This window comes from Candidatus Thermoplasmatota archaeon (assembly GCA_022848865.1).
Lineage (GTDB): Archaea > Thermoplasmatota > Thermoplasmata > RBG-16-68-12 > JAGMCJ01 > JAGMCJ01.
Genome location: JAJISE010000014.1, coordinates 23,141 through 42,641, shown reverse-complemented (window position 1 = coordinate 42,641; position 19,501 = coordinate 23,141). Strand labels below are relative to the sequence as shown.

The 19,501-nt window shown below is 55.4% G+C and carries 15 protein-coding genes; 12 read left to right on the top strand and 3 right to left on the bottom strand.

Annotated features, from left to right (window positions below; translation table 11 throughout):
* A partial coding sequence (locus tag LN415_04215) for a hypothetical protein (GenBank protein MCJ2556295.1) occupies window positions 1-801 on the bottom strand: 801 nt, incomplete at its 3' end.
* A 1,159-nt stretch (window positions 802-1,960) separates the two neighbouring features.
* Window positions 1,961-2,380, bottom strand: a complete 420-nt coding sequence (locus tag LN415_04210) for a hypothetical protein (GenBank protein MCJ2556294.1) — start codon at window positions 2,378-2,380, stop codon at window positions 1,961-1,963.
* Window positions 2,381-2,537: 157 nt separating this feature from the next.
* Here LN415_04210 and LN415_04205 point away from each other — a divergent pair, with 157 nt between their 5' ends.
* The 9 genes from LN415_04205 to LN415_04165 all read left to right on the top strand — a co-directional run bounded on the left by LN415_04205 (window position 2,538) and on the right by LN415_04165 (window position 6,518).
* The gene (locus LN415_04205) at window positions 2,538-2,696 is read left to right on the top strand and encodes a hypothetical protein (protein ID MCJ2556293.1); all 159 of its coding nucleotides are present in this window, start codon (window positions 2,538-2,540) and stop codon (window positions 2,694-2,696) included.
* Window positions 2,693-3,835, top strand: a complete 1,143-nt coding sequence (locus LN415_04200) for a site-specific integrase (protein MCJ2556292.1) — start codon at window positions 2,693-2,695, stop codon at window positions 3,833-3,835. Before LN415_04205 ends, LN415_04200 begins: the two co-directional genes overlap by 4 nt.
* Before the next feature lie 16 nt (window positions 3,836-3,851).
* Window positions 3,852-4,061: a hypothetical protein gene (locus LN415_04195; GenBank protein ID MCJ2556291.1), complete on the top strand. Its 210-nt coding sequence runs from the start codon at window positions 3,852-3,854 to the stop codon at window positions 4,059-4,061.
* On the top strand, window positions 4,058-4,636 hold the full coding sequence (locus LN415_04190) for a hypothetical protein (protein ID MCJ2556290.1): 579 nt from the start codon (window positions 4,058-4,060) through the stop codon (window positions 4,634-4,636). Before LN415_04195 ends, LN415_04190 begins: the two co-directional genes overlap by 4 nt.
* Window positions 4,633-5,130, top strand: coding sequence for a YkgJ family cysteine cluster protein (locus LN415_04185; protein MCJ2556289.1), 498 nt, complete (start codon window positions 4,633-4,635; stop codon window positions 5,128-5,130). The genes LN415_04190 and LN415_04185 overlap by 4 nt, the downstream gene beginning before the upstream one ends.
* Window positions 5,103-5,411, top strand: coding sequence for a hypothetical protein (locus tag LN415_04180; GenBank protein MCJ2556288.1), 309 nt, complete (start codon window positions 5,103-5,105; stop codon window positions 5,409-5,411). Before LN415_04185 ends, LN415_04180 begins: the two co-directional genes overlap by 28 nt.
* 105 nt (window positions 5,412-5,516) lie before the next feature.
* Entirely contained in the window at window positions 5,517-5,837 is a 321-nt protein-coding gene (locus LN415_04175; protein MCJ2556287.1) for a hypothetical protein, read from the top strand.
* Complete coding sequence (locus LN415_04170; protein MCJ2556286.1) at window positions 5,834-6,130, top strand: hypothetical protein; 297 nt, start codon at window positions 5,834-5,836, stop codon at window positions 6,128-6,130. Before LN415_04175 ends, LN415_04170 begins: the two co-directional genes overlap by 4 nt.
* A complete protein-coding gene (locus tag LN415_04165; GenBank protein MCJ2556285.1) occupies window positions 6,123-6,518 on the top strand; it encodes a hypothetical protein in 396 nt (131 codons plus the stop codon). Before LN415_04170 ends, LN415_04165 begins: the two co-directional genes overlap by 8 nt.
* A gap of 794 nt (window positions 6,519-7,312) precedes the next feature.
* Here the strand turns inward: LN415_04165 and LN415_04160 are convergent.
* On the bottom strand, window positions 7,313-8,008 hold the full coding sequence (locus LN415_04160; protein ID MCJ2556284.1) for an RNA methyltransferase: 696 nt from the start codon (window positions 8,006-8,008) through the stop codon (window positions 7,313-7,315).
* A 37-nt stretch (window positions 8,009-8,045) separates the two neighbouring features.
* Here LN415_04160 and truA point away from each other — a divergent pair, with 37 nt between their 5' ends.
* The 3 genes from truA (at window position 8,046) to LN415_04145 (ending at window position 19,471) form a co-directional block, all read left to right on the top strand.
* Window positions 8,046-8,855 carry a tRNA pseudouridine(38-40) synthase TruA gene (gene truA / locus LN415_04155; protein MCJ2556283.1) on the top strand — a complete coding sequence of 270 codons (810 nt, stop codon included), beginning with the start codon at window positions 8,046-8,048 and terminating at the stop codon, window positions 8,853-8,855.
* Window positions 8,856-8,972: 117 nt separating this feature from the next.
* A complete protein-coding gene (locus tag LN415_04150; protein MCJ2556282.1) occupies window positions 8,973-17,180 on the top strand; it encodes a S8 family serine peptidase in 8,208 nt (2,735 codons plus the stop codon).
* Window positions 17,177-19,471 carry an ABC transporter substrate-binding protein gene (locus LN415_04145; protein ID MCJ2556281.1) on the top strand — a complete coding sequence of 765 codons (2,295 nt, stop codon included), beginning with the start codon at window positions 17,177-17,179 and terminating at the stop codon, window positions 19,469-19,471. The genes LN415_04150 and LN415_04145 overlap by 4 nt, the downstream gene beginning before the upstream one ends.
* The last annotated feature ends 30 nt before the right edge of the window (window positions 19,472-19,501 follow it).

The following is a 19,501-nucleotide window of genomic DNA, read 5'->3' as shown; positions in this document are numbered from 1 at the left end:
CCACGCAATGATGACCATGGCGTACACGTTCCCATAGACCGCTCTCTTGTATCTCTCTACTGCTGTTGCACGAAGAAGGGCGAAGAACATGTCCTTGTCGATTCCCGTCCCTTCAACTCTCCTCAGGTTTGCAGCCATCCATCCAACATCTCCAATCTGGTCCACGTTTGGGGAACCGGAGCTAACGTCGAGCGATTCTCTGAATGTTCCTAGAACCTTGATGATGCCTGCGGGAATCTCCCTCTTCCTGAACAAGAGATAGTTCAACCTCTGGAAGATGTCTCTCAAGACAAAACTGAGTCTCAGGTACTCTTCCTGGAATAAGTCATTGTCTATGACTGACTCCTTTCGGGACTCGTCCCAAGACCATTCAGGGAACAGTCTTGAGGCAGCGTAGAGCGTCGCCCTTGCCAAGATGCGGGAGAAGCCCTTGCCTTCTGTTTCGGCGTAGGTCTGAAGGTGTACACAGAGCCTGTCGAGATACCAATTGAGTCGTTCGGTCTTGCTGAAGCCCGAAGAGAAGCGGTCTGGAAGGATTGCCACGGCATAGATGAAGAGCATGATACCACTGAAGAGACCCATGAGAACGCATATTAGCTGTATGACATCGCCTATGGCAAGGCCAGCTATCACAAGACCTCCTGCCCAGTTAAAGAGGACGACAGCCAGTATGAAAATGAGAGTAAACAGCGATGCCCAGAAGAGCTTCCGATTCCGCATCCTCTTCATATCCCTCTTGATTCTATCTAGGCTCCTAGACTCATACAGCCCCACACTAGGAATGAACTCTGTCGTCGCCATCAACCTCACTCCTCGATCTAGTATTCAATCTCACTCCGATAATACATCGCTCATATACCAGCGTCTCCTTCCACGAGCTGTGATACTGAGTCTGGAATATAGCCTTGTCGCTTGTTGGATCCGCGCCGTTGTTCTTTCCCTGTGTTGGACTAGGAGGATGCTGTCGGTGAATGAGTATTCCACGTGAAATAATGCAGTCGTGGGGCCTGCGACTATCCGGGATACCGCGCTAGATGTGTCTGCGGCTGTCCGTGATCCTGTGCGTGTGTGTCCGATCCGGCTCTCCCTGAGCTTGCGGCTGAGGCTGTCCAGGATACCGCACTAGATGTGTCTGTCTGAGGTCTGTGGCTGTCTCTAGGGCGGTGTGCGCGGCATGCACGTCTGAGGACCTGTCTGTGTCTCCAGGAGGCCGAGCACACCGAGGGCCGTCAGTGATCCTGTGCGTGTGTGTCTCTGTCCTATGGTTGAGACTGTGCGGGATGCGGCACGGTCCATGAGGCTGTCGAGGACGTCGTGCCGCGTCTGAGGACGTATCCGGCTGTGGCTGTCATGGGTGAGGTCTGCGGGTGTCAGGGATGCGGGGGCTGTGGCTATGCGTGTCTGGGCCTGTCCAGGGTACCGCGCTAGGTTGTGGCTGTCCGAGGTCTGCGGCTGGATGGGTGCGGTGGGTGAATAGGTGGGCTGTCCCTGGGTGCTGTGTGTGTGGCTGAGGGCGTCCAGGGCAACGGGCTAGGCTGTGTGTGTCTGTGAGTCCTTGTAGCTGTCCCTAAGCCTGTGCATGCGGCATCTGTGTCCAAGGACGTGTCTCTGCCTCCAGGACGCCGAGCGCGTCCCTGCCGCGTCTCTAGTGCGAGGTCTGCCCTGTGGGGCGTAGGGTGCTCAAGCGAAGCCCCTCGGGTCCTCGGAAACAGGGGCGATAGGGCGTCCGTGTAGGGAGGGGAGGGGGGGGTATATTCATTAATTAAATGGGAATGCACAATGTCCGGGGTCCGGCGGCGCCGCCGCCACGAAGCCCCACCCCGTAGCCAGTGCCCTCGGGGTCCTCGGGTTTCATCAAGAATCAAGAGAAGACGTGTAGATCGGAACGTCTGAGATGACAAGAACGGGAATAGCCAGACAGTCCGTGTGTCATTTGTCGTGGAGTGCTGTCTTTTTTTCCTCAGGGTGGTTTCTCCGATTTCACCTGCTTGAGGAGTCCTTCGAGTGATGCAACGTAGGCATCGACTTTCTCTGGGGGTAACTCAGATATGCGCCGGAGCGTTTGAAGGAGGAGGGCAATTCTCTCTTCCTCTCTCTCTTTCTCGGCCTCCAGCAATCTGCGAGCGAAACTTTCTCCCCAATGAGCTAGCTTGTCGTCGTCAAATGCGTCAGCTACCTTGTCAGTGAGGACCGGAAATCTATCACCTAGCTTGTCAGCCGCCTTCTCAGTGACGACCAGAAGACCATTACTCAGATTGTCAGGTACTTTGTCAGTGAGGACCAGAAGATACCGGAAAAGGGCCTTCTTCAGCAGTGCATAGATACTGATTCCCTGTTCCTCGGATATCTTGTGGATCGCCTCGAACTCGGCCTGATTCACCGCGGTTCTTAGCCATTTCACAGCTATCGGATACGCTGTAGTGCATATCAACCTTTGCTCAAGGTTCAATGCTACGCTGTGAAACGTACGGCATATATTAAATACAGAGTACGCTGTATCCTTGACGATAACTATGGTAAGATGGTTGCGTGGAGGAGTGAGCGACGAGGAATTTGAGGAGGTCCAGCGCTACGTTGAACAGGAGAAGACCAGTATCTACGGACTGGTCAAGACCGCGGTGCTGGAGAAGGTCAGGAAGGAAACGAAGGAGAACCCTGGCACACTGGACAGCTTCACCGAGGAGGAACCTGCATGAAGATGGTGGAGGAGTTCCTGCAACTGACCGAGGGGAACCTTCAGATCACGCCGATGACCCAGAAGGGAACGGTTGAGACCCTGCAAAGGTGGGCGGACTTCCTTCGGGAGCGAAAGGTCCGCAGGGACAGGGTCCAGATCGAGGACTTCAAGGACTTCGAGAAGAAGCTTCTCGCGTCCGGACTCAAAACGAGCACCATCAGCGTCTACGAGGGGCGGGTCATCAGATACTACAAGTTCCTGGCGAACGCGCATCCTCATTCCAGGTGGCCTAATTTCGTGGCTCAGCTGAAGACCCACCTGAGACCGAAGGTGAGAGGGTCCCTTTCTCCGCATCAGCCTTACCCGTTGGAGATCATCCCAGACATTTGTGAAGCCGCCAAGGAGTGCGCCCTGGAGGAATATCAGCTTGTCATCGGACTACTCTACACGGGAATGAGGGCACAGATGTATGGGATTCTGGTCAAGGAAGTGGACTTTGACAAGGAGGTCCTGACTCCGGTCATCAAGGGCGGATATCGCGTCGTGATCCCGATGCACCGCCGCATCGCCGAGGTCTGGAAGGAGCACCTGGAGAACCGCGACTACGAGAGCGACTTCGTATTCCAGAACGGCGTCTATCCATACACCTACCTGGACGCTCCAGAAGGGGGCGGCTACGTGGAGGACGTTAGGAACATGCGGCGCAACCGCGCCAACGTCCTGGAGCAACTCAGAAGGGTGGAGGCGAGACTGGAGGAAAGGGGCGTCAAGGAGCGCCTGACGGCACACAGGTTCAGGAAGTCCGTCGGCACGTATGCCAGCGAGTTCGGGCTGGACCTGACCGACAGAAGGATACTGCTGGCGCACAAGGCCAAGGACATTACGGAGCTCTACGACCTGCGGGACCCCCGCAAGGTCAAGGCGAAGTGGGACAGGATAGACCCCGAAAGCAGGGAATGGGTGGAGAACGCCATGTCCTCGGGAAGTGTTCCGCCGATGGTCTCAGCGTCGAATGGAAACGGCGATGTGGTGGCGACGATTCGTGCGCTGAGGTTGGAACTTGTCAAGACCCTCGACTCGGGCAAGAGGGCGATAATCGAGCCGCTTTTTGAGGGGTTCGAGAAGTCGCTGACTGCCCTTCTGAACGGGGCCGCTTGACCCTGGAGGCTGTGGGTTGAGCAACGGATTCTGGAACGTCAGGAGAGTGAGGGTCGATGGGAAGGTCAAGGCCCGCGAGGTCCACTACGATCCGGAGGGCAGACCCTGGGCATATGCAGACGCGTCGCTCTGGGTCAAGGTCGGCTGTGTCTGGGACTGGTTGCGAACATCGGTGCTGAGGTATCCCGAGGACTTCACGGGGGAACCACTGGAGGGTTCAGGTTGAGGGTCACGGTTGGCGTCCTGGAGGACCTGATGATTATTCCACGTGAAATAATGCAGTGCAGTCCAGGGCGGCATGGAGAAGGAGAAGAACACGGAAAAAGGAGGTCGATAGTGATGCAGGAGATAGAGGACTTGGAGAAGAAAATGGGAACGGAGAATGTCGCGGAGTCCGCGATGGTCGAAGGACGAGAACTGATAGATGTGTGTGGGGTCGCAAGGATCGCGACGGAGCGCCTGGGAACGAACGAGCTGTCCGTCATGATCCAAGGTGTCATGGGGGATGGACTTGAGCAGGAACCGTGGGAGATCGCCGAGAGGCTTGACATTCTCCTGTTCAGCTTGATGGGAAAGGAAGAATGGAGGACGGACCTCGATGTGGTGGATAGAGGGCTGAGCATCATACAGGAGCGCCTGGAAGTGCAGCAGCTGTCCGAGACCTTGACATCGGCTCAGATGGACATAGTGTCTGCTCAGGAACGGATGACGGAAGCGGAGGAGGCCATAGAGGAAACCACGCACAGGCTTGACAGTCTCCTGGTCAGATTGAAGGAAGCTGAGAGGGAGAGCGACAGATGAAGGGGGATGGGCTCCCCGAGTGCAAGCGATGCGGCTGGTGCTGCATGGTGTATGAGCTCGGATACGAGCAGGCAGACATTGATAGATGGTTCGATGAGGAGGATCCGATTGGGGAGGATTCTATAGTGGTCCGGTCCAACCTCGGGACGTATCCCGTCTTTGATTTCGTCGAGTTCGAGGACGAGGGAGATTTGGGGGGCACGTGGGGAGACCTGTGCGGAGACCTGTGGTTTCATCCTGAGACCGGGGAGATTATCGAGGGCAGATGCCCTTTTCTTCGGAAGGTCCCGAGGATGAAGATGTATCGGTGCATGGTCTACGAGATTCGCCCCGAGATATGCAGACAATACCCGGGGCGGTGTCCCGAGAGTGCATACGGGGCGATGAGGGATTTGAACAGGTTCGAGGGGATCGCAGGGGTGGGGGTCCTCAGGCGTCATTTCAATAAGCTGCAGGAGAAAGAACAATGCGAAAGGAAGAATGGGACAGGCTGAGTGAGAAGGAGAAGCTTCGGGTCTTTGCGACGATGCACCCGCCGCCGCATCTCTGGCGGGAACAGTGGACGCCCGAGGAACGAGCAGAGAGGACGACGATCTACCAGGTCGGTTTCAGGGCTGGAAGGGAATCGGCGAGGCATGCCTTCATCATGGCCGACGACGGCGTGCTCATCCACTCCGCGCAGTGTTGGTGCGACGGAAACAACAAGGTCTTCGAGACCGAACCGTTGAGACACAAGACGATCTACTGGAGGCATGCCGAGGACTTAGAGGGCTGAGGGAACGAGGCTGGCGAAAATGAATGTTTGTGTCTCTGTCTGTCCCAGGCGGCGATGACCGTCTTGGGTGCACACAGACACACAAAAGATTCAGAGGACGGGAAGATGAGGATGGGAAAAGGATCGCTGCAACCGCCCCGTTATTGTCCTGAGTGCGGAAGGGTCTTGGGAAGGGTTGGAGCGGTGCAGCAATACTCCGACGATCTCTACGGATACGATTGTGAGTGTCATCGCTGTGGGTCCGTCGTGATACTCGTCGGCAAGGTCGGCTGTGAGGTCTGCGGGTGGACCGGAGACTTCGAGGACCTTCGTTTGAGAATTCAAAGGGGCAGACACGAATACAGGTGTCCAGGATGCAGTCGGACCAGGCTGATCCTGAACCCTGAGGTCAAGACCTACATGACGCTCCAGGAGTCCAGGAGATGACGCCGACACGTTCACGTCCGGACTCGGACAACGAAGGGGCCCGTATCTCGCAGGAGACCTTCGAGGCTGTCCTTGAGGACTACCGACGATCCGGCAGGGGAGCGTTGAGCGAGGACGGAAGCCCTAGGTTCACCGAGGCGGACAACGTGGAATGGCTGAGAGGGAGAACAGGCGGGCTGGACTATAGGCATGCCACGCGGGTCCTGGAGCAGATTCAGAGAGAGGTCCCGCGCCGAGGTCGCGTCAGGAGTTCTGCCAACGAACCGCATCGGGAGGGCGTCGCCGATGGGTGAGGACGTGGACCTGGGAACCTGCGCGGACTGCGGCGGTGAGGTCAGGAAGAAGCCCCTCTACTGCGAGTCATCGGACATGTGCCGGAGGAAGCTGAAAGGAGAAGGGCAGTGCTCCGAGTGCGGCGCGGCAACGTTCCTCTGCATCACTTGCCAACTAAGGAGAGCGAGGTCCCGCGTCTCCACGGGCGCGTCTCGCATCCCCAGGACGAGGCAGGACGATTTCCAAAAGAGGACCACGCGATCACGTAGCACGTTTGTCTGTACGAAGTGCTTGTTCAGGTGCGCGCTGAGGTCCACGTGTGGCGACAGGGAACCCGAGCGAGAGGATTGTCTGTTCGGATTCGAGGCCTCATGGTTCCGGTCTCGCGGGAGGATCAAGATTCGATGAGGAGATGGAACGGTGAGGACGCGTCGGGGATCGCGCCGCGCCATCGAATCGCCCTCTCCCTTTTGGCGGCTGAACGTAGCCAGTCTTCACGGATTGGTGAATCTGCATGTCAAACCAGGGGTATTTGTGAACGGTCTGGCAGAGGTCCGAGAAGGCGGCGCGGAATCGTCAAGCCGCTCGCCCTCGAGGAGCAGCTGTCGGAGATGAGGAACGGGGTCGGGCGCTCGGCGAAAGGTGTCGCGCTGTTTCCCTGCGGGAGTTGGTGAGGGGTGATATCTCTCTGCCTGCTCGGGATCGGCATCGGTTCCTTCGTCGTCATGGTCCTGCTGCTGTGGTGGAAGGTCAGGAGCGATTGGCGTGGATGGTAGTGAGACTAGGCGGAGGAGAAAGGACATGACTGGAATGCGAGGAGCATGCATTGATAAAAAATGTGTGTGTGTGTGTGTGCGGGGCCCCATCGCTTCCACTGAAGACCGTTTCAGATCCCCGGCGGCGGGCATGGAGAGCATTCTTTGTTACGTTTGTAAGACGATGCTTCCAGTCCCTTTACGTATGTATGTATGTAGCGGATCACCGCACGATACCTACTACTACAGCACACACACACACACACACACACACAAAATTCGACAGGGTTCCGGTAGGCTACAAGCGGATGGAGTTATGATAACATGGTCTGGCTATGCGCATTCACCAGCAGGTCCCGAAATGAGCCAGTACCCTAGACCCGTTTTCGAGTGTCAAAATGAGGGTATAGCCAGTGGGTCAATCATGCGCTCGGCATAGAGTGCTGATCATTCCCGACGCTTGGCGGCCCGAGAGAGAACGCCCATAAGTGCATGGTATTCCCATTTCGAAGGAACCGCCCTGCCCATCATTCTTCTGAACATCACCGATGTCCTCTTCTTCTTGTGCTCCGGATAGTTGATGGTGTTCAGCAGCCGTCCGAAGGCCTCAAACAACAACTCCTTCTCCCTGCCAGAGGCTTCCGTGGTTCCTTTTTTCGATGCCTTCGACAGGTAGATCTCGTACAGGATCACAGTGACCGCGTGTGAGATGTTCAGGACTGGGTATTCCTCGTTCGCGGGAATCTTGACAAGAATGTCGCACTTCGCGATTTCGTCCTTCAGAAGCCCGTAGTCTTCTCTTCCGAAGAGGAGGGCAACGGCACCATCGAGGTCGGCGATCTTCTCGACCGATTCCCTCGGGTCCGCAGAGATCCTGGCGAACTTCCTCTCGCTGTCGGTGTCAACAGATGATGATCCGATGACGAAGTCCGCTGAGGACAGTGCTTCCTCCAAGGTGTCGACAGTTCTTGCGGAGTATAGCACGTCCTTCCCCCACTTCGCCCGCTTGACTGCTTCCTCCCCGATCTCACAGGGATTGACAAGAACGAGTTTCTCCATCCCGAAGTTCTTCATCGCCCGGGCCACGGCTCCGATGTTACCCGGTATCTTCGGCTCTACGAGAACTACCTCAAAATCCGGCATGATTATCGGTATATACTAACCGACTAATATTGTTGTGATGCGAGTGGCCATCAAGTTCGCCTACGATGGAACGTACTTCCACGGATACCAGAGACAGCCAGACGTAAGGACCGTGGAGGGTGAATTGTTGAAAGCTCTCATTTCTCTCGGTGCAATGGACTCCACTGAGGATTCCTTGTTTAGGAGCAGTAGCAGAACGGATTCGGGTGTAAGTGCGATCGGAAACGTGCTCGCCCTCAACACGGAGTTCAGGCTGGAAGAGCTTCCTCGAGCTCTGAACTCCAAGGTTCTGGACATCTGGGTCTGGGGTTACGCCGCAGTGTCAGAGGGATTCAACCCCAGACATGCGGTCAGGAGATGGTACAGATACTACTTCCCTCCTCGCGTGAGCCCGGAGGGCCTGAGGAAGGCCTCCCGTCCATTCATTGGTCAACATAACTTCACCTCGTTTGCGTATCGAGACGAGAGATCGCCCGTTCGAAGAATAGACAAGATCGAAGTGAGTGGGAATCGGAGTTTCACGACTCTGGACATCTGGGGTGAGAGCTTTCTGAGAGGGATGGTTCGCAAGGTCGCGTGGGTCATGGAGCACGTTGCCTCGGGACAGTTGACACTGGCTGACGTCGAGAGGGCGCTTCAGGGTGAAGGCGGGGATTTCGGCATCGCTCCTGCAGAACCCACTGTCCTCATGGATGTGGAGTACGGATTCGACTTCGTCGTCCAGGAAAGGGAAAGAGAGTTCTCCCTTCGACTCGATAACAGGATGTGGAAGGCGCGTCTGTCTCTTGAGGTTCTATCCCTCATTCTGAACCGTAGCCGAGGGCAAGGGATTCGGGAAGCCGGGTGAGATTAGCATGTCCTCAAGAACGCATGCAGAATCGGTTTGATACGTGGAAAAAAACTTATAATCGCAACTCTATCCCTCGCACGTCTTTGAGTTTCTATTTGGATAGGAGGAACAGGAATGTCCAAAAAAAGTGTTAGGTGGATTAGTGGGGTTGTTGTAGGGTTGTTTGCCCTATCGCTTTTCGTCGCCCCTTCACCTGTCTCGTCTTCGGGCGGTGAGGGATACGAGGAGCCAGTTGAACAGGGTGAAGAGTTCCTTCCAATGGAGGAGCCTTCGCTTCCTCAGTCCAGCGAGGTTCTGGGATTAGAGAAGATCGATCCTGCCCTTCGGGATCTGGCAAAGAGCGGACACAAAGAGATGGTTGAAGTTGTTCTCATAGTCTCAGACGTTTCCGCAGTGGCCAGAGCTCTCGAGAAGTATGAGTATCGGGGGTTGGTCGGTGAGAAAGCAACCATCAAGTCGGTACCCACACCGATCGTACTTGAGGTTCCCGCCAACGCTCTTGCTGAGCTGGCCGCAATTGATGAGGTTCTATTGATAGGAAAGCAGGAGGTCTTCACACCTGACGTGATGGATGTCCCAGAGGAAGTAGTGGGAGGAGAAGTCCCGCTCAACCTTCTACGTGGGGACCAGAACGAGATGATAGAACGAGCGGCGAAGGAGAAGGGCATAAAGCTGGACCCAGTATTCATTGATTCTCCGTCTGGCCCTATGGGCTCTGGAGGCCCTCAGCCAATGGGAGAAGACCCCCCAACGCCGAATGATTGGAATTCCGTTGTGACTCACATGGCAGACCTTGCCTGGGCAAATGGATTCACGGGAGCTGGAGAGGTTGTTGCAGTCCTTGACCAAGGAATTGACTTTGGACATTCTGACCTCGATGGGACTTGGGCCGTCCAACCTGCCAGCACCACAATCGAGAACATAACGGTCATTGAGGCTGTCGGTGGCGAGACCACTGCCACCCTCGTGCACATGGACGTCACTGGTTATTCCTTCTACCTGAACGGCGTCTTCATGCCGCCGGCGGACTACACCTTCGATCCCGCGACCGGCGTGATAACCTTCACGACGGCCTTGGTTCTCAACGATGTGGTAACTGCAACCTACACGTACAGCTCACCCTATGCCGGATGGCCTATTACATTCGAGCCACCGGCGATAGACGCCTATCTCTCCAACGAAGGAGAGCTTTCAGGGATGTTTGTGGACACCTCAACTGAGCTTGCGAGCTTCACGAACGCGAGCGGGACCTACATCACGTACAACAGGGATGCACCGCTAATGGTTCCTTTCTACACTTTTGGCGAACCGGTATTCGATGATGATCTGAGTCCTGGGTTCCCCGGCGCGTTCCTGACAGCTGCATATAGATTTCCATTCGCGGTTCCTGTGGGAACGGTCCAGATGAACATCTGGGTCGAATTCACACCCGGTGATGATTTGGACTTGGGGCTGTTCTATGATGCGAACGGAGATGATGACATAGACCTATCTGAACTGGTCGCTTATGAAGATACGAGCACCGGAGACAATCCTGAAGTATTCGCGCCGATATTCAATCCGAACACGGAGAACGACTACATACTGGCGATTCTCGGATATACAACTTCGAATCCGACGGACGCGGACATCTACATCGAGTTCATCAGCATTGTAATGCAGGATACTGACTACGATGTAACAGGGATTTCGAGTGCAAGCGGTGTGTATCATGCGGGTCTGCACTGGGACTCCTGGCTGAGTGCCGCCTATTTCATGGCTCCTGCGCTCATCGTAGTAGATTCGACCTCTCCAGGGGTCTACGACACCGTCTATGTGGACCTGGACAATAACCTCGATTTCACAGACGACATGTCCGCGACGAAGGGCAGTCCGAACCTATGGAAGGATCTGGATTCGGATGGCTACGCGGACATTTCGGGCGGTCTCCTCTATTTCATCAGCGATTCGACAGCTGTTCTTGGTGAACAACTCGTCGTGGGAAACGAGACCATGATAACAGGAACCACCGCGATTGGTGGTGAGACCTGGGGACAGTTGGCAAACGGAGACGTGACGGTGAGCGACGTTGTGAATGTCTTGAAAAACACACTTTCCTGGAACACAGTTGATGTGGTCAGCGAGGTGGTGATTGTTGCGGAAGGGCTTGAGGATGTCGTTTCCTTGAAAAACGCGAAAGTCGTTGAGGAGAGTGAGACCCTGACTGGCACAGACATAAATGTCACAGATGAACTCTCCTTCACGGTCTCCGACCCCGCGGCTGACACGGGCTTCGAGGTCGCCAATGACAACCTGCTGGATCTCACCATACTCAGAAAGAGGGCTTCTGATGTTTGGTTTGGACCTGTCTGGACCACTCTGGCTACGCCCGATGATTACAGCGCGAATCTGGCTACAGGACAGGTGACTTTCACATCGAAGTTGACAAACAACCCCAATCCTCTCGAGGTCAACATGGCTGAGGATGAGTTCTATACATGGTACAACTACACTGGTGTCATGGACACCTCTGGTTACACTGTCGATTATGAAACCGGCGAGATCACGTTGACCTATCAGCTCAAGACAGGTGCAGAGATCAGAGCGGACTACACCTACTACCCGTGGATTCTGGACGTAGTCACGGGCAACTTCACGTTCACGAACGATCTCCAAGCCGGCGACGAACTCACCGTTGACTATTCGTATGGTGTTGTACCAATACCCTACTCGGATATCCTGGCGGGACGCCTGGGAGTGGATAACTACTACTGGGGCGCTGGCGATATGGTTGCCTTCACTGGTGCAACCTACGGCTCGCATGGAACGGCTGTCGCCACAAGTATCGTGGGTCAGGGTGTCACCCCCATCGGCGGTACACCTAAGTTGATGGGGCTGGCTCCTGATGCGAAGGTCATTTCGATACCAGGCGGAGTTTCTCACGGTTCGTTCACTCAGTACCACGGGTTCCTCTTCGCCATAGAGGGATATGATGGAGTCCCTGGAACTGGTGATGAGGGTCTTGTGATAAGCTGGAGTTTCGGCTCGAACCCGCTGGAAAGTGGATGGACGGTCGGTGAGAGGTTCGGAGACTGGGTCACAACTCAATACTCGGAGGGCAAGACGATTCACGTGAAGTCTGCTGGAAACGAAGGCGGCGGATACGGAACAACCGGGAACTCAGTCGCCCCGGGAACCATAAGCACGTGCGCAGCATGGGACCTCTTCTACAGAGTGCAACCAGAGCACCTCTACGATGGAGGGCCGAATCCTGCGTACGGCGGCGTAGCCTATCTCTCCTCTTGGGGACCGGCGGCTACTGGTCAATTGGGACCCGACATCTGCTTTAATGGAGCGTGGGCGTACGATGCCTATCCGATAAACGAGTTCATGGATGGGACAGCGGCATGGAATATTGACGCAGGTACGAGCATGGCAGCCCCTCACGCAACAGCAGTGATTGCCCTCATGCAGGACGCATATGAGCAGACATACGGGCATTACATGGATGCCTTCGAAGCGCAGAGGATACTCCTATCGAGTGCTGACGACATGAACTACGACGTTTTCACACAGGGATCTGGCTACGGAAACGCCCTGCGTGCCACCAATCTGGCTTCCAACAGTGGAGGCATTCTTGCCAATCCAGAGGTCTGGTACCCGGGTGACTACAGGGGCCAGGACTATGTTGACTTCGTCCACTTCCTCACGGCTGGTGAATCTGATTCTGAGATGATGACGGTGGAGAATCGCGGGTCAACACCCCTGAACAACGTTGGTGTGTCCGCTGACTACCTAAAGAGAATGGCCACCATCGAGTATACAGTCCAGCCCACCGTTGAGGCCCCGCCGGAGCCTGTGGGCAACAACTGGACAATCATCAACGAGACGGGATTCTATGACTTCTTCGGAAGGAAGTTCGGACCGGGCATGGATGTGACGAGATGGAACAATGCCGACCTTCTCAGGATTACCGCCCACTTCGACATGGACCTACTGACGAACCAGCAGATATACGTAGAACCGCACGACTGGACAGATGTCAATATGAATGGGCGGTTCTTTGGGCACTCCGCCAACATAACCGCGATGGACTTCTGCTCTGACGGCACGATGTTCGCAACTGGTGCGGAGGATGGCGTAATCATTCTGTGGGACAACACGACAGGATACCCGATTGACGACCTGGCAGGATTGGGAGGCAGTATGATCAACGACATCGACTTCACTTCTGATTGTAGCAAGTTGGCGGCCTCGGCTGGCCCGTTGCCCTTTGGTGGAGATGGCTTGGTGGCCGTGTGGGATGTGGCCACCCGCGCCCGGCTTGTCCGGTCGGATGATTTCCTATTCGGCTATACTATCACCGGAGTGGAGTTCAACCCAGCCAATGAGAGTCAGATAGCGTTCACTTCGAGCGTCAACTCCGCCCTTAGGTGGCTGAATGGTCTTCCGAGGGACTACTGCGACCCCGATTTCCTCGCGGATGTCATGATCATGGACATCTCGGGAAACCTACTCGGAGGGGCGTGTGGACACCTTGACATCGTGAACACCCTTGCCTGGAGTCCAGATGGGTCTGTGATAGCCACCGGTGGCGGTGGTTACTTTGGCGTTTGGGACAACTACGTAATGCTCTGGGACCCGATCACAGGGACCCAAGTTGGCGGATTCAGCGGTCACGAGGACGAGGACCTGTCGGGCGACCTGGACGGTGTGATGGACCTCAAGTTCAGCTCTGACAGCATGTGGCTTGCGTCAGTAGGAATGGGATCGGCCTTGAGTGGAGCCGGCACTGGGACAGTGAATGTCTGGGACATGACTCTGGTGCCATCAACAGGCTACGACACGTTCAACTTCACAGGCGCCCCGGTATTCACGCTCGGAAACACGAGCATCGTTCCCTTCTCGTACCAGGTCTGGGTGGACGGTACACCGGTGTACGAGCTTGACCTTGGGAGCGGTATGGGCGACTACATTCTGTACACGACTGACGGTCTGATGTTTTATCTTGGCCCCCTTCCGATGTGGGCCAACGTTACCATTCAGTACGACTATGTTCCGCCAGCCGTCGCTCTCGTACAAGAGAATCCGACGTACGTGGACTTCGATGGTGTCGCCATGAATCTGGCCGTCGCCAACGCGACCGGTGTCGCAATATGGGATATTATGGGCGGCACAATTACGGCAGAGGTCATTCCCACATACGACTTCGACGGCTTCTCGGACATAGGCTTCTCGTCCGGATATGAGTGGTTCTGGGCTGTGAGCTACGGAGGCGAGATAGACCTGTGGTGGAAGGCTTCTGGCGCAATGCTGGTTGACCCGGGTCTGCCCTACGGAGTGACCGGAGCATGGTTCGAGAGAAACAGGATGGGAATCTTCCTGGGTGAGAACTCTTTCGAGGTCAGAATCCATGATCCTGCCACAAGAACTCATGATGGTCTAATCATATGGTGGAGGCATCTCTCTGGTGACCCAGTTCCGGGACCCGTTACTGTTACGATCGAGTTCTTCGAGAAGCAACCCTGGCCCATGGTCAGTCTCTTTGAGGACAATGGGGTCACGCCTCTCGGAGCGACAATCAGTATACCAGCAGGAGGCACGTTCGACTTCGTTGCAACTGCGACGGTGCCACCTAGTGCGGACGTGGGACTCTACGAAGGTGCAATCCATTTGACCAACGGGGCCGATATCACGACAATCCCGATCGTGATAAATGTAGCTCATGAGGGTTCCACGAACTTCCAGTTCGGTGGAAGCACCACTTCGGATACGCTATATGATAACAATGCTCTCAGAGGCTACGGGGGCGCCTATGACCTGAGGTACTACTTCTTCGACGTTCCTGACACCTTCGTGTTCAAAGAGGGCATGAAGTTCATAGTCGACATAGACAGTGATGGCGACAACACCTACGCCGACATGCGTCATCTCGGTCAGGAACGTGAGGAAGGTTCTCCCGGCCTTGGTGACTACGTCTTCTCCCAACTGAACGAAAGCAGATACGGTCCGTTTGTGCTGGCCGAGACAGATGTCGGGGCCCCGGGATACTTCAAGAAGACGCCCGATTGGACAGGAGCCGGAAACGGACTGTTCAAGGCTCTCAGCGCTGGTCCCGGTCTAAACGTCCTAATCGTGGAGACAACCACTGTCGAGGGCGAGGAAGCTGCTGATGTTATGTCCGGGGAGACGGGTCTTCTCAGTATGACGCCATATCCGCTCGACTTCTCCACGAACCAGCTGGAAGGTTCCTATGAAACCGTCTTGTCGACGACCATACCGTGGCTACCCAATCCAGATCCCTTCAACGAGTTCTATGGAAAGCCTGTGGGCGTTACCGTTGCTGGCTCAGAAGTCAGTGAGTTCCTAGACATCCCCATCGAGCTTGATGGTGAAACTGTGGGTGACGAGAGCTTTGTTGAGTACCTTGCCAGGTCATTGAACACCATGCTTTGGGATGTCGACGCATCGGTCATAACGATCGAGTTCCACCTGCAGGGGCACGCTGACTGCTGCCCGGATATGGACCTCGGTGTGTTCCTGGACGCGAACGGTGATGATCAGGCCCAGGCGGATGAGTTCGTTAAGTACGACGCGGATGCAGACGCGGACGAGACTGTCGTTCTGGTCCTTCCAGCACCCGGCAGATACATCATCACGATGGCGGGCTTCGACGTCTGGAGAGCTGGTGCCCTTGCGGATATGACAGTCACGGAGCTCAGTGTTGGACCGTCCCCGTTCGGTGTCACATACACAGCGGACGTCGTCCCAGCCTATTCCAGTGAGGTTCTCAATCTTACATGGGACCTCCCGGAGGATACCACTACAGAAGGGACGATTAAGGCAGCATTCTTCGCCTCTCCAGGAAACGCTCCCGTCTCGTTGACCCTTCTCGTACCCGTCACTTTGATTTACGATATTACTCCTCCGGAGGTTCTGCAAACGCTTCCAGCGGATGGTTCAGTGATGTCAGATAGCACGCCTGCGATACTGGCAGGCTTCTCTGACAGCATCGGGACGATGGACTCGACGTCGATAAGCCTGTGGTTGGATGGCGTCGACATAACGTCCATGTCGGTGGTCTCAGTGACCTTCGATTCTGATCTCGGCGGCTATGCGACTGGGACAGTCAGCTACATTCCGACCGCACCTCTTGCCGACGGAATGCATACCGTCATGACACAGGTTGGAGACTCCGCTGGCAATCTGGAAGAATTCACTTGGCAGTTCTACGTTGACACGACCATACCGCTGCTTCAGATCGATTATCCGTCCACGGACACAACCATAACCACAGATTCTGTAATGATAACTGGAACAGCCGAATCCGGGGCGACCGTGGCAATCCGCGGCGAGGATGTACCGGTGGCCTCGGACGGGACCTTCTCATACATGTTCGACCAGCTGGGAGAAGGGGCCAATTGGCTCACTGTCGTTGCCGTGGACTCTGTTGGCAACACCGCTACTGTGACGAGGCTTATCACAGTGGACACTATTCCGCCCGATCTGGAGTACCCGGTGATTACGTCCGAACCGCTAGGCAAGCCAACAAACGCACAGACTCTAACTGTCACTGGGAAGTTCAGTGAGATTGTCGAGTTGACTATTGCTGGGAAGGAGGTTCCCGTGAACGAGGACGGAACCTTCGAAACAACCATCCCACTGGAAGAGGGCGTGAACACCATTGTAATAGAGGCCCACGATGCTGCAGGACACACGTTCACCAGCAACGACACCGTCATAACCAAAGACACAGTCGCCCCAACCCTGACAGCTTCCATCCTTGCGGAGAACATTGACCCACTGACGGGAGAGGCCTTAGTCTCGATAATAAACGTCACAGGAACGGTATCAAGCGACGTGGAAATCGTGACAGTGAACGGTCTCCCAGTAATACCGTCGCAAGGAGCCTTCAGCAAAGAAGTCACACTGAGCTACGGAACAAACGAGATTACAGTCATAGCAAAGGACGAGGCGGGAAACACTGCCACGCGGGCTTTGTCCGTCACATGGTCTCCAGAGTTCGAGGTCACCAAGCAGACGTGGACGACGGTGATACTCATGGCTCTTGCCGTTGTGCTCCTGATAGTTGGCCTCCTCATCGGGCTCATGATAGGAAGAAGGCCCACGATTGAGGAAGAGGTCTTCGAGGAGGAGATCCCGCCCGAGGAAGAGGAGGCTGTAGAGGAAATGCCGGAGGAAGAAGAGATGCTGGAGGAAGAGCCTCTGGAGGAGATTGAGATGCCGGAGGAAGAGCCTCCCGCAGAGGAGGTTTCTCCTGAGGAAGGTCCTCCTGAAGAGCCGCCTGAGGAGACAACGTTCCCAAAGGAGGGTGAGCCGTGAGAGCACTCGCATGTGTAGTGGCGATGCTCTTCGTCTTCAGCTTCGCTGCCTCTGCCTTTGCCGCAACTCCAGAAGAACTCTCCGGAATGTATGGAGGAGACTTCCGAGTCGCCGTGAAGGACACGACTCTGGACCTGAATCCGAATACAGCATCGGATGAGGCCAGTCTGCACGTGATAGGCCTTCTCTATGATTCTCTGGGACGTCTCGACCCGGTCACGCTCCTGGTTGTGCCCTGGGTTGCGGACAGCTGGTCAGTAGACACGGGAGATCAGACAGTAGACATTGTCCTAAGAACCGATGTCCTCTGGCACGATGACGACTCTGCGGTTGAGGCAGACGATGTCAAATACACCTATGAGACCTTCTATGGTGGCTATATCGTGGACGTAGTCTCTGCTACAGAAGTCTCCTTTGACTTCTCTGGTGGAGGCGGAGGGAAGTTCATGACGGAGGGTCTCCAGAGGCCGCTTGTCAAGCTCGACGAAACCACTCCAGATGAGGGATGTGGTCCGTTCGAGTTGATCAGCGCCGCCGCGGACAGCGTTACGATTGGTGCCTACGATGGATACTTCGATGGACGGCCCTACCTCGACACTATGACATTCGATGTGTATCAGAACATAAGTGTGGCGGCATCAGCACTGATAAACGGTGATATAGATTTCATTGGATGGACCCTCGGTATCAATGATCCGACAGACGTATACAATGTGAGCGGCACACCAACCTCCATAATCATAGAGCCACACCTCGCCGTTTCCTACAGTCGCGGCCTCGAATATCTCTATGCTGCATACAATCCGATCGACGAGCTGACATCTCCCGACCTCAGAAGAGCATTGGTCATGGCCATAAACAAGGAACTATACAATTTGATGGAGCCAAACACGAGGATAGTCCAGTCGCCGATGAGTCCCTTCAATGAGCCCTGGTACAATCAATCAATAGTGGAGTACAATGCAGGATTCTATTTCGACTCGACCGGGAGACAGGCAAGCAACCCGATGCCAGCACTTGCCGAGCTTGCACAGCTGAACTACATAGACAGAGATGGCGATGGACTGAGGGAGAGGCCAGATGGCAGCGCGCTCCAAATGACCATGCTTGGACCCTCCCAATCAGTTGACATAAGGAGATTCGACATCGGCTATAACTACGAGGGGTTGCTGAGCAGCTTGGGACTCAACATTACGCTGAACACAACTGCCACGAATCCCTCCGGGTTTGATATCTACGTCGATGTGGATAAGCTCCCCTTGGAACCGGCGGCCATAAGGGACATTCCCATGCTCGCCGGGTACGATGTATTGCACCCGGAGATAATGACGGCACTCGATGCGGCAGACGACGAATTGGACATGGCAACCAGACAGATGTACGTCCACCAAACCCTCGGACTAATCTCAGAGTTGGTTCCGTTCGCTCCAATCACCTCGTATGATGCCATCGAGGCATACAACAGAGAGAGATGGGACGGCGTTGTGGAGATGGTTGGAGGGATATTCAACTTCTGGTCCGGTATCAACATCCACAAGGTTCAGACCGGTTCTCTCTCAGTCTCCGTGTCCACATCGCAGCCTTCCGTAGAATCAGGCAGCAATGTTACAGTGACTGTGCGGGTTCTTGACCAAGGCTTTGCAGCTGTCCTGGGAATAAATGTCGAACTCTCCGCTGACGCCGGCGGCACCTTCCTGTCCGGAACAGGGACGACGGATTCACTAGGTGAGTTCCAGACCACGTACACTGCTCCGGGAGTGTCCGATGTGACAGACATAGGGATAACAGCGACGACGTTCCTCGCTACGTACAAGGGAGCGACGGCGAGCACGAAGATAACCGTGCATCCAGCCGTCTCCAAGCTCATCGTCGTTGTGGGCAGGCAGGCCCCAGTACTCGAGTCCGGCGGTTCGACCTTGATAACGATGGCCATCACGGACCAGGACATGATTCCTGTTGATGTGCATGCCAGCGATGTGTACGTCTCCGTGGATCACGCGGGCGCGACACTAGGAGATCCAACACCAGTGGCCGGAAGCCCAGGGGAATTCACCGCTTCCTTCACAGGGAACGTGACTACCGATACCCTCTTCAAGGTCATGGTGACCGCGATGAAGGACGGATACGACGCAGGAACTGGGTCCAACGACGTTGTTGTGAGAAGCTGGGGCGGTGTGGAGCCCCCACAGATCGAGAAGATCGAGTCCATCCCCGATGTCGGCATACTGGCAATGGTCTCGGTGACCCTCGTGGCTCTGCTGGTCATGGCGTACAGAAGAAGGGAGCACTAGGCTCCCACCCTTCCTTTTCTTTTTTTCCGC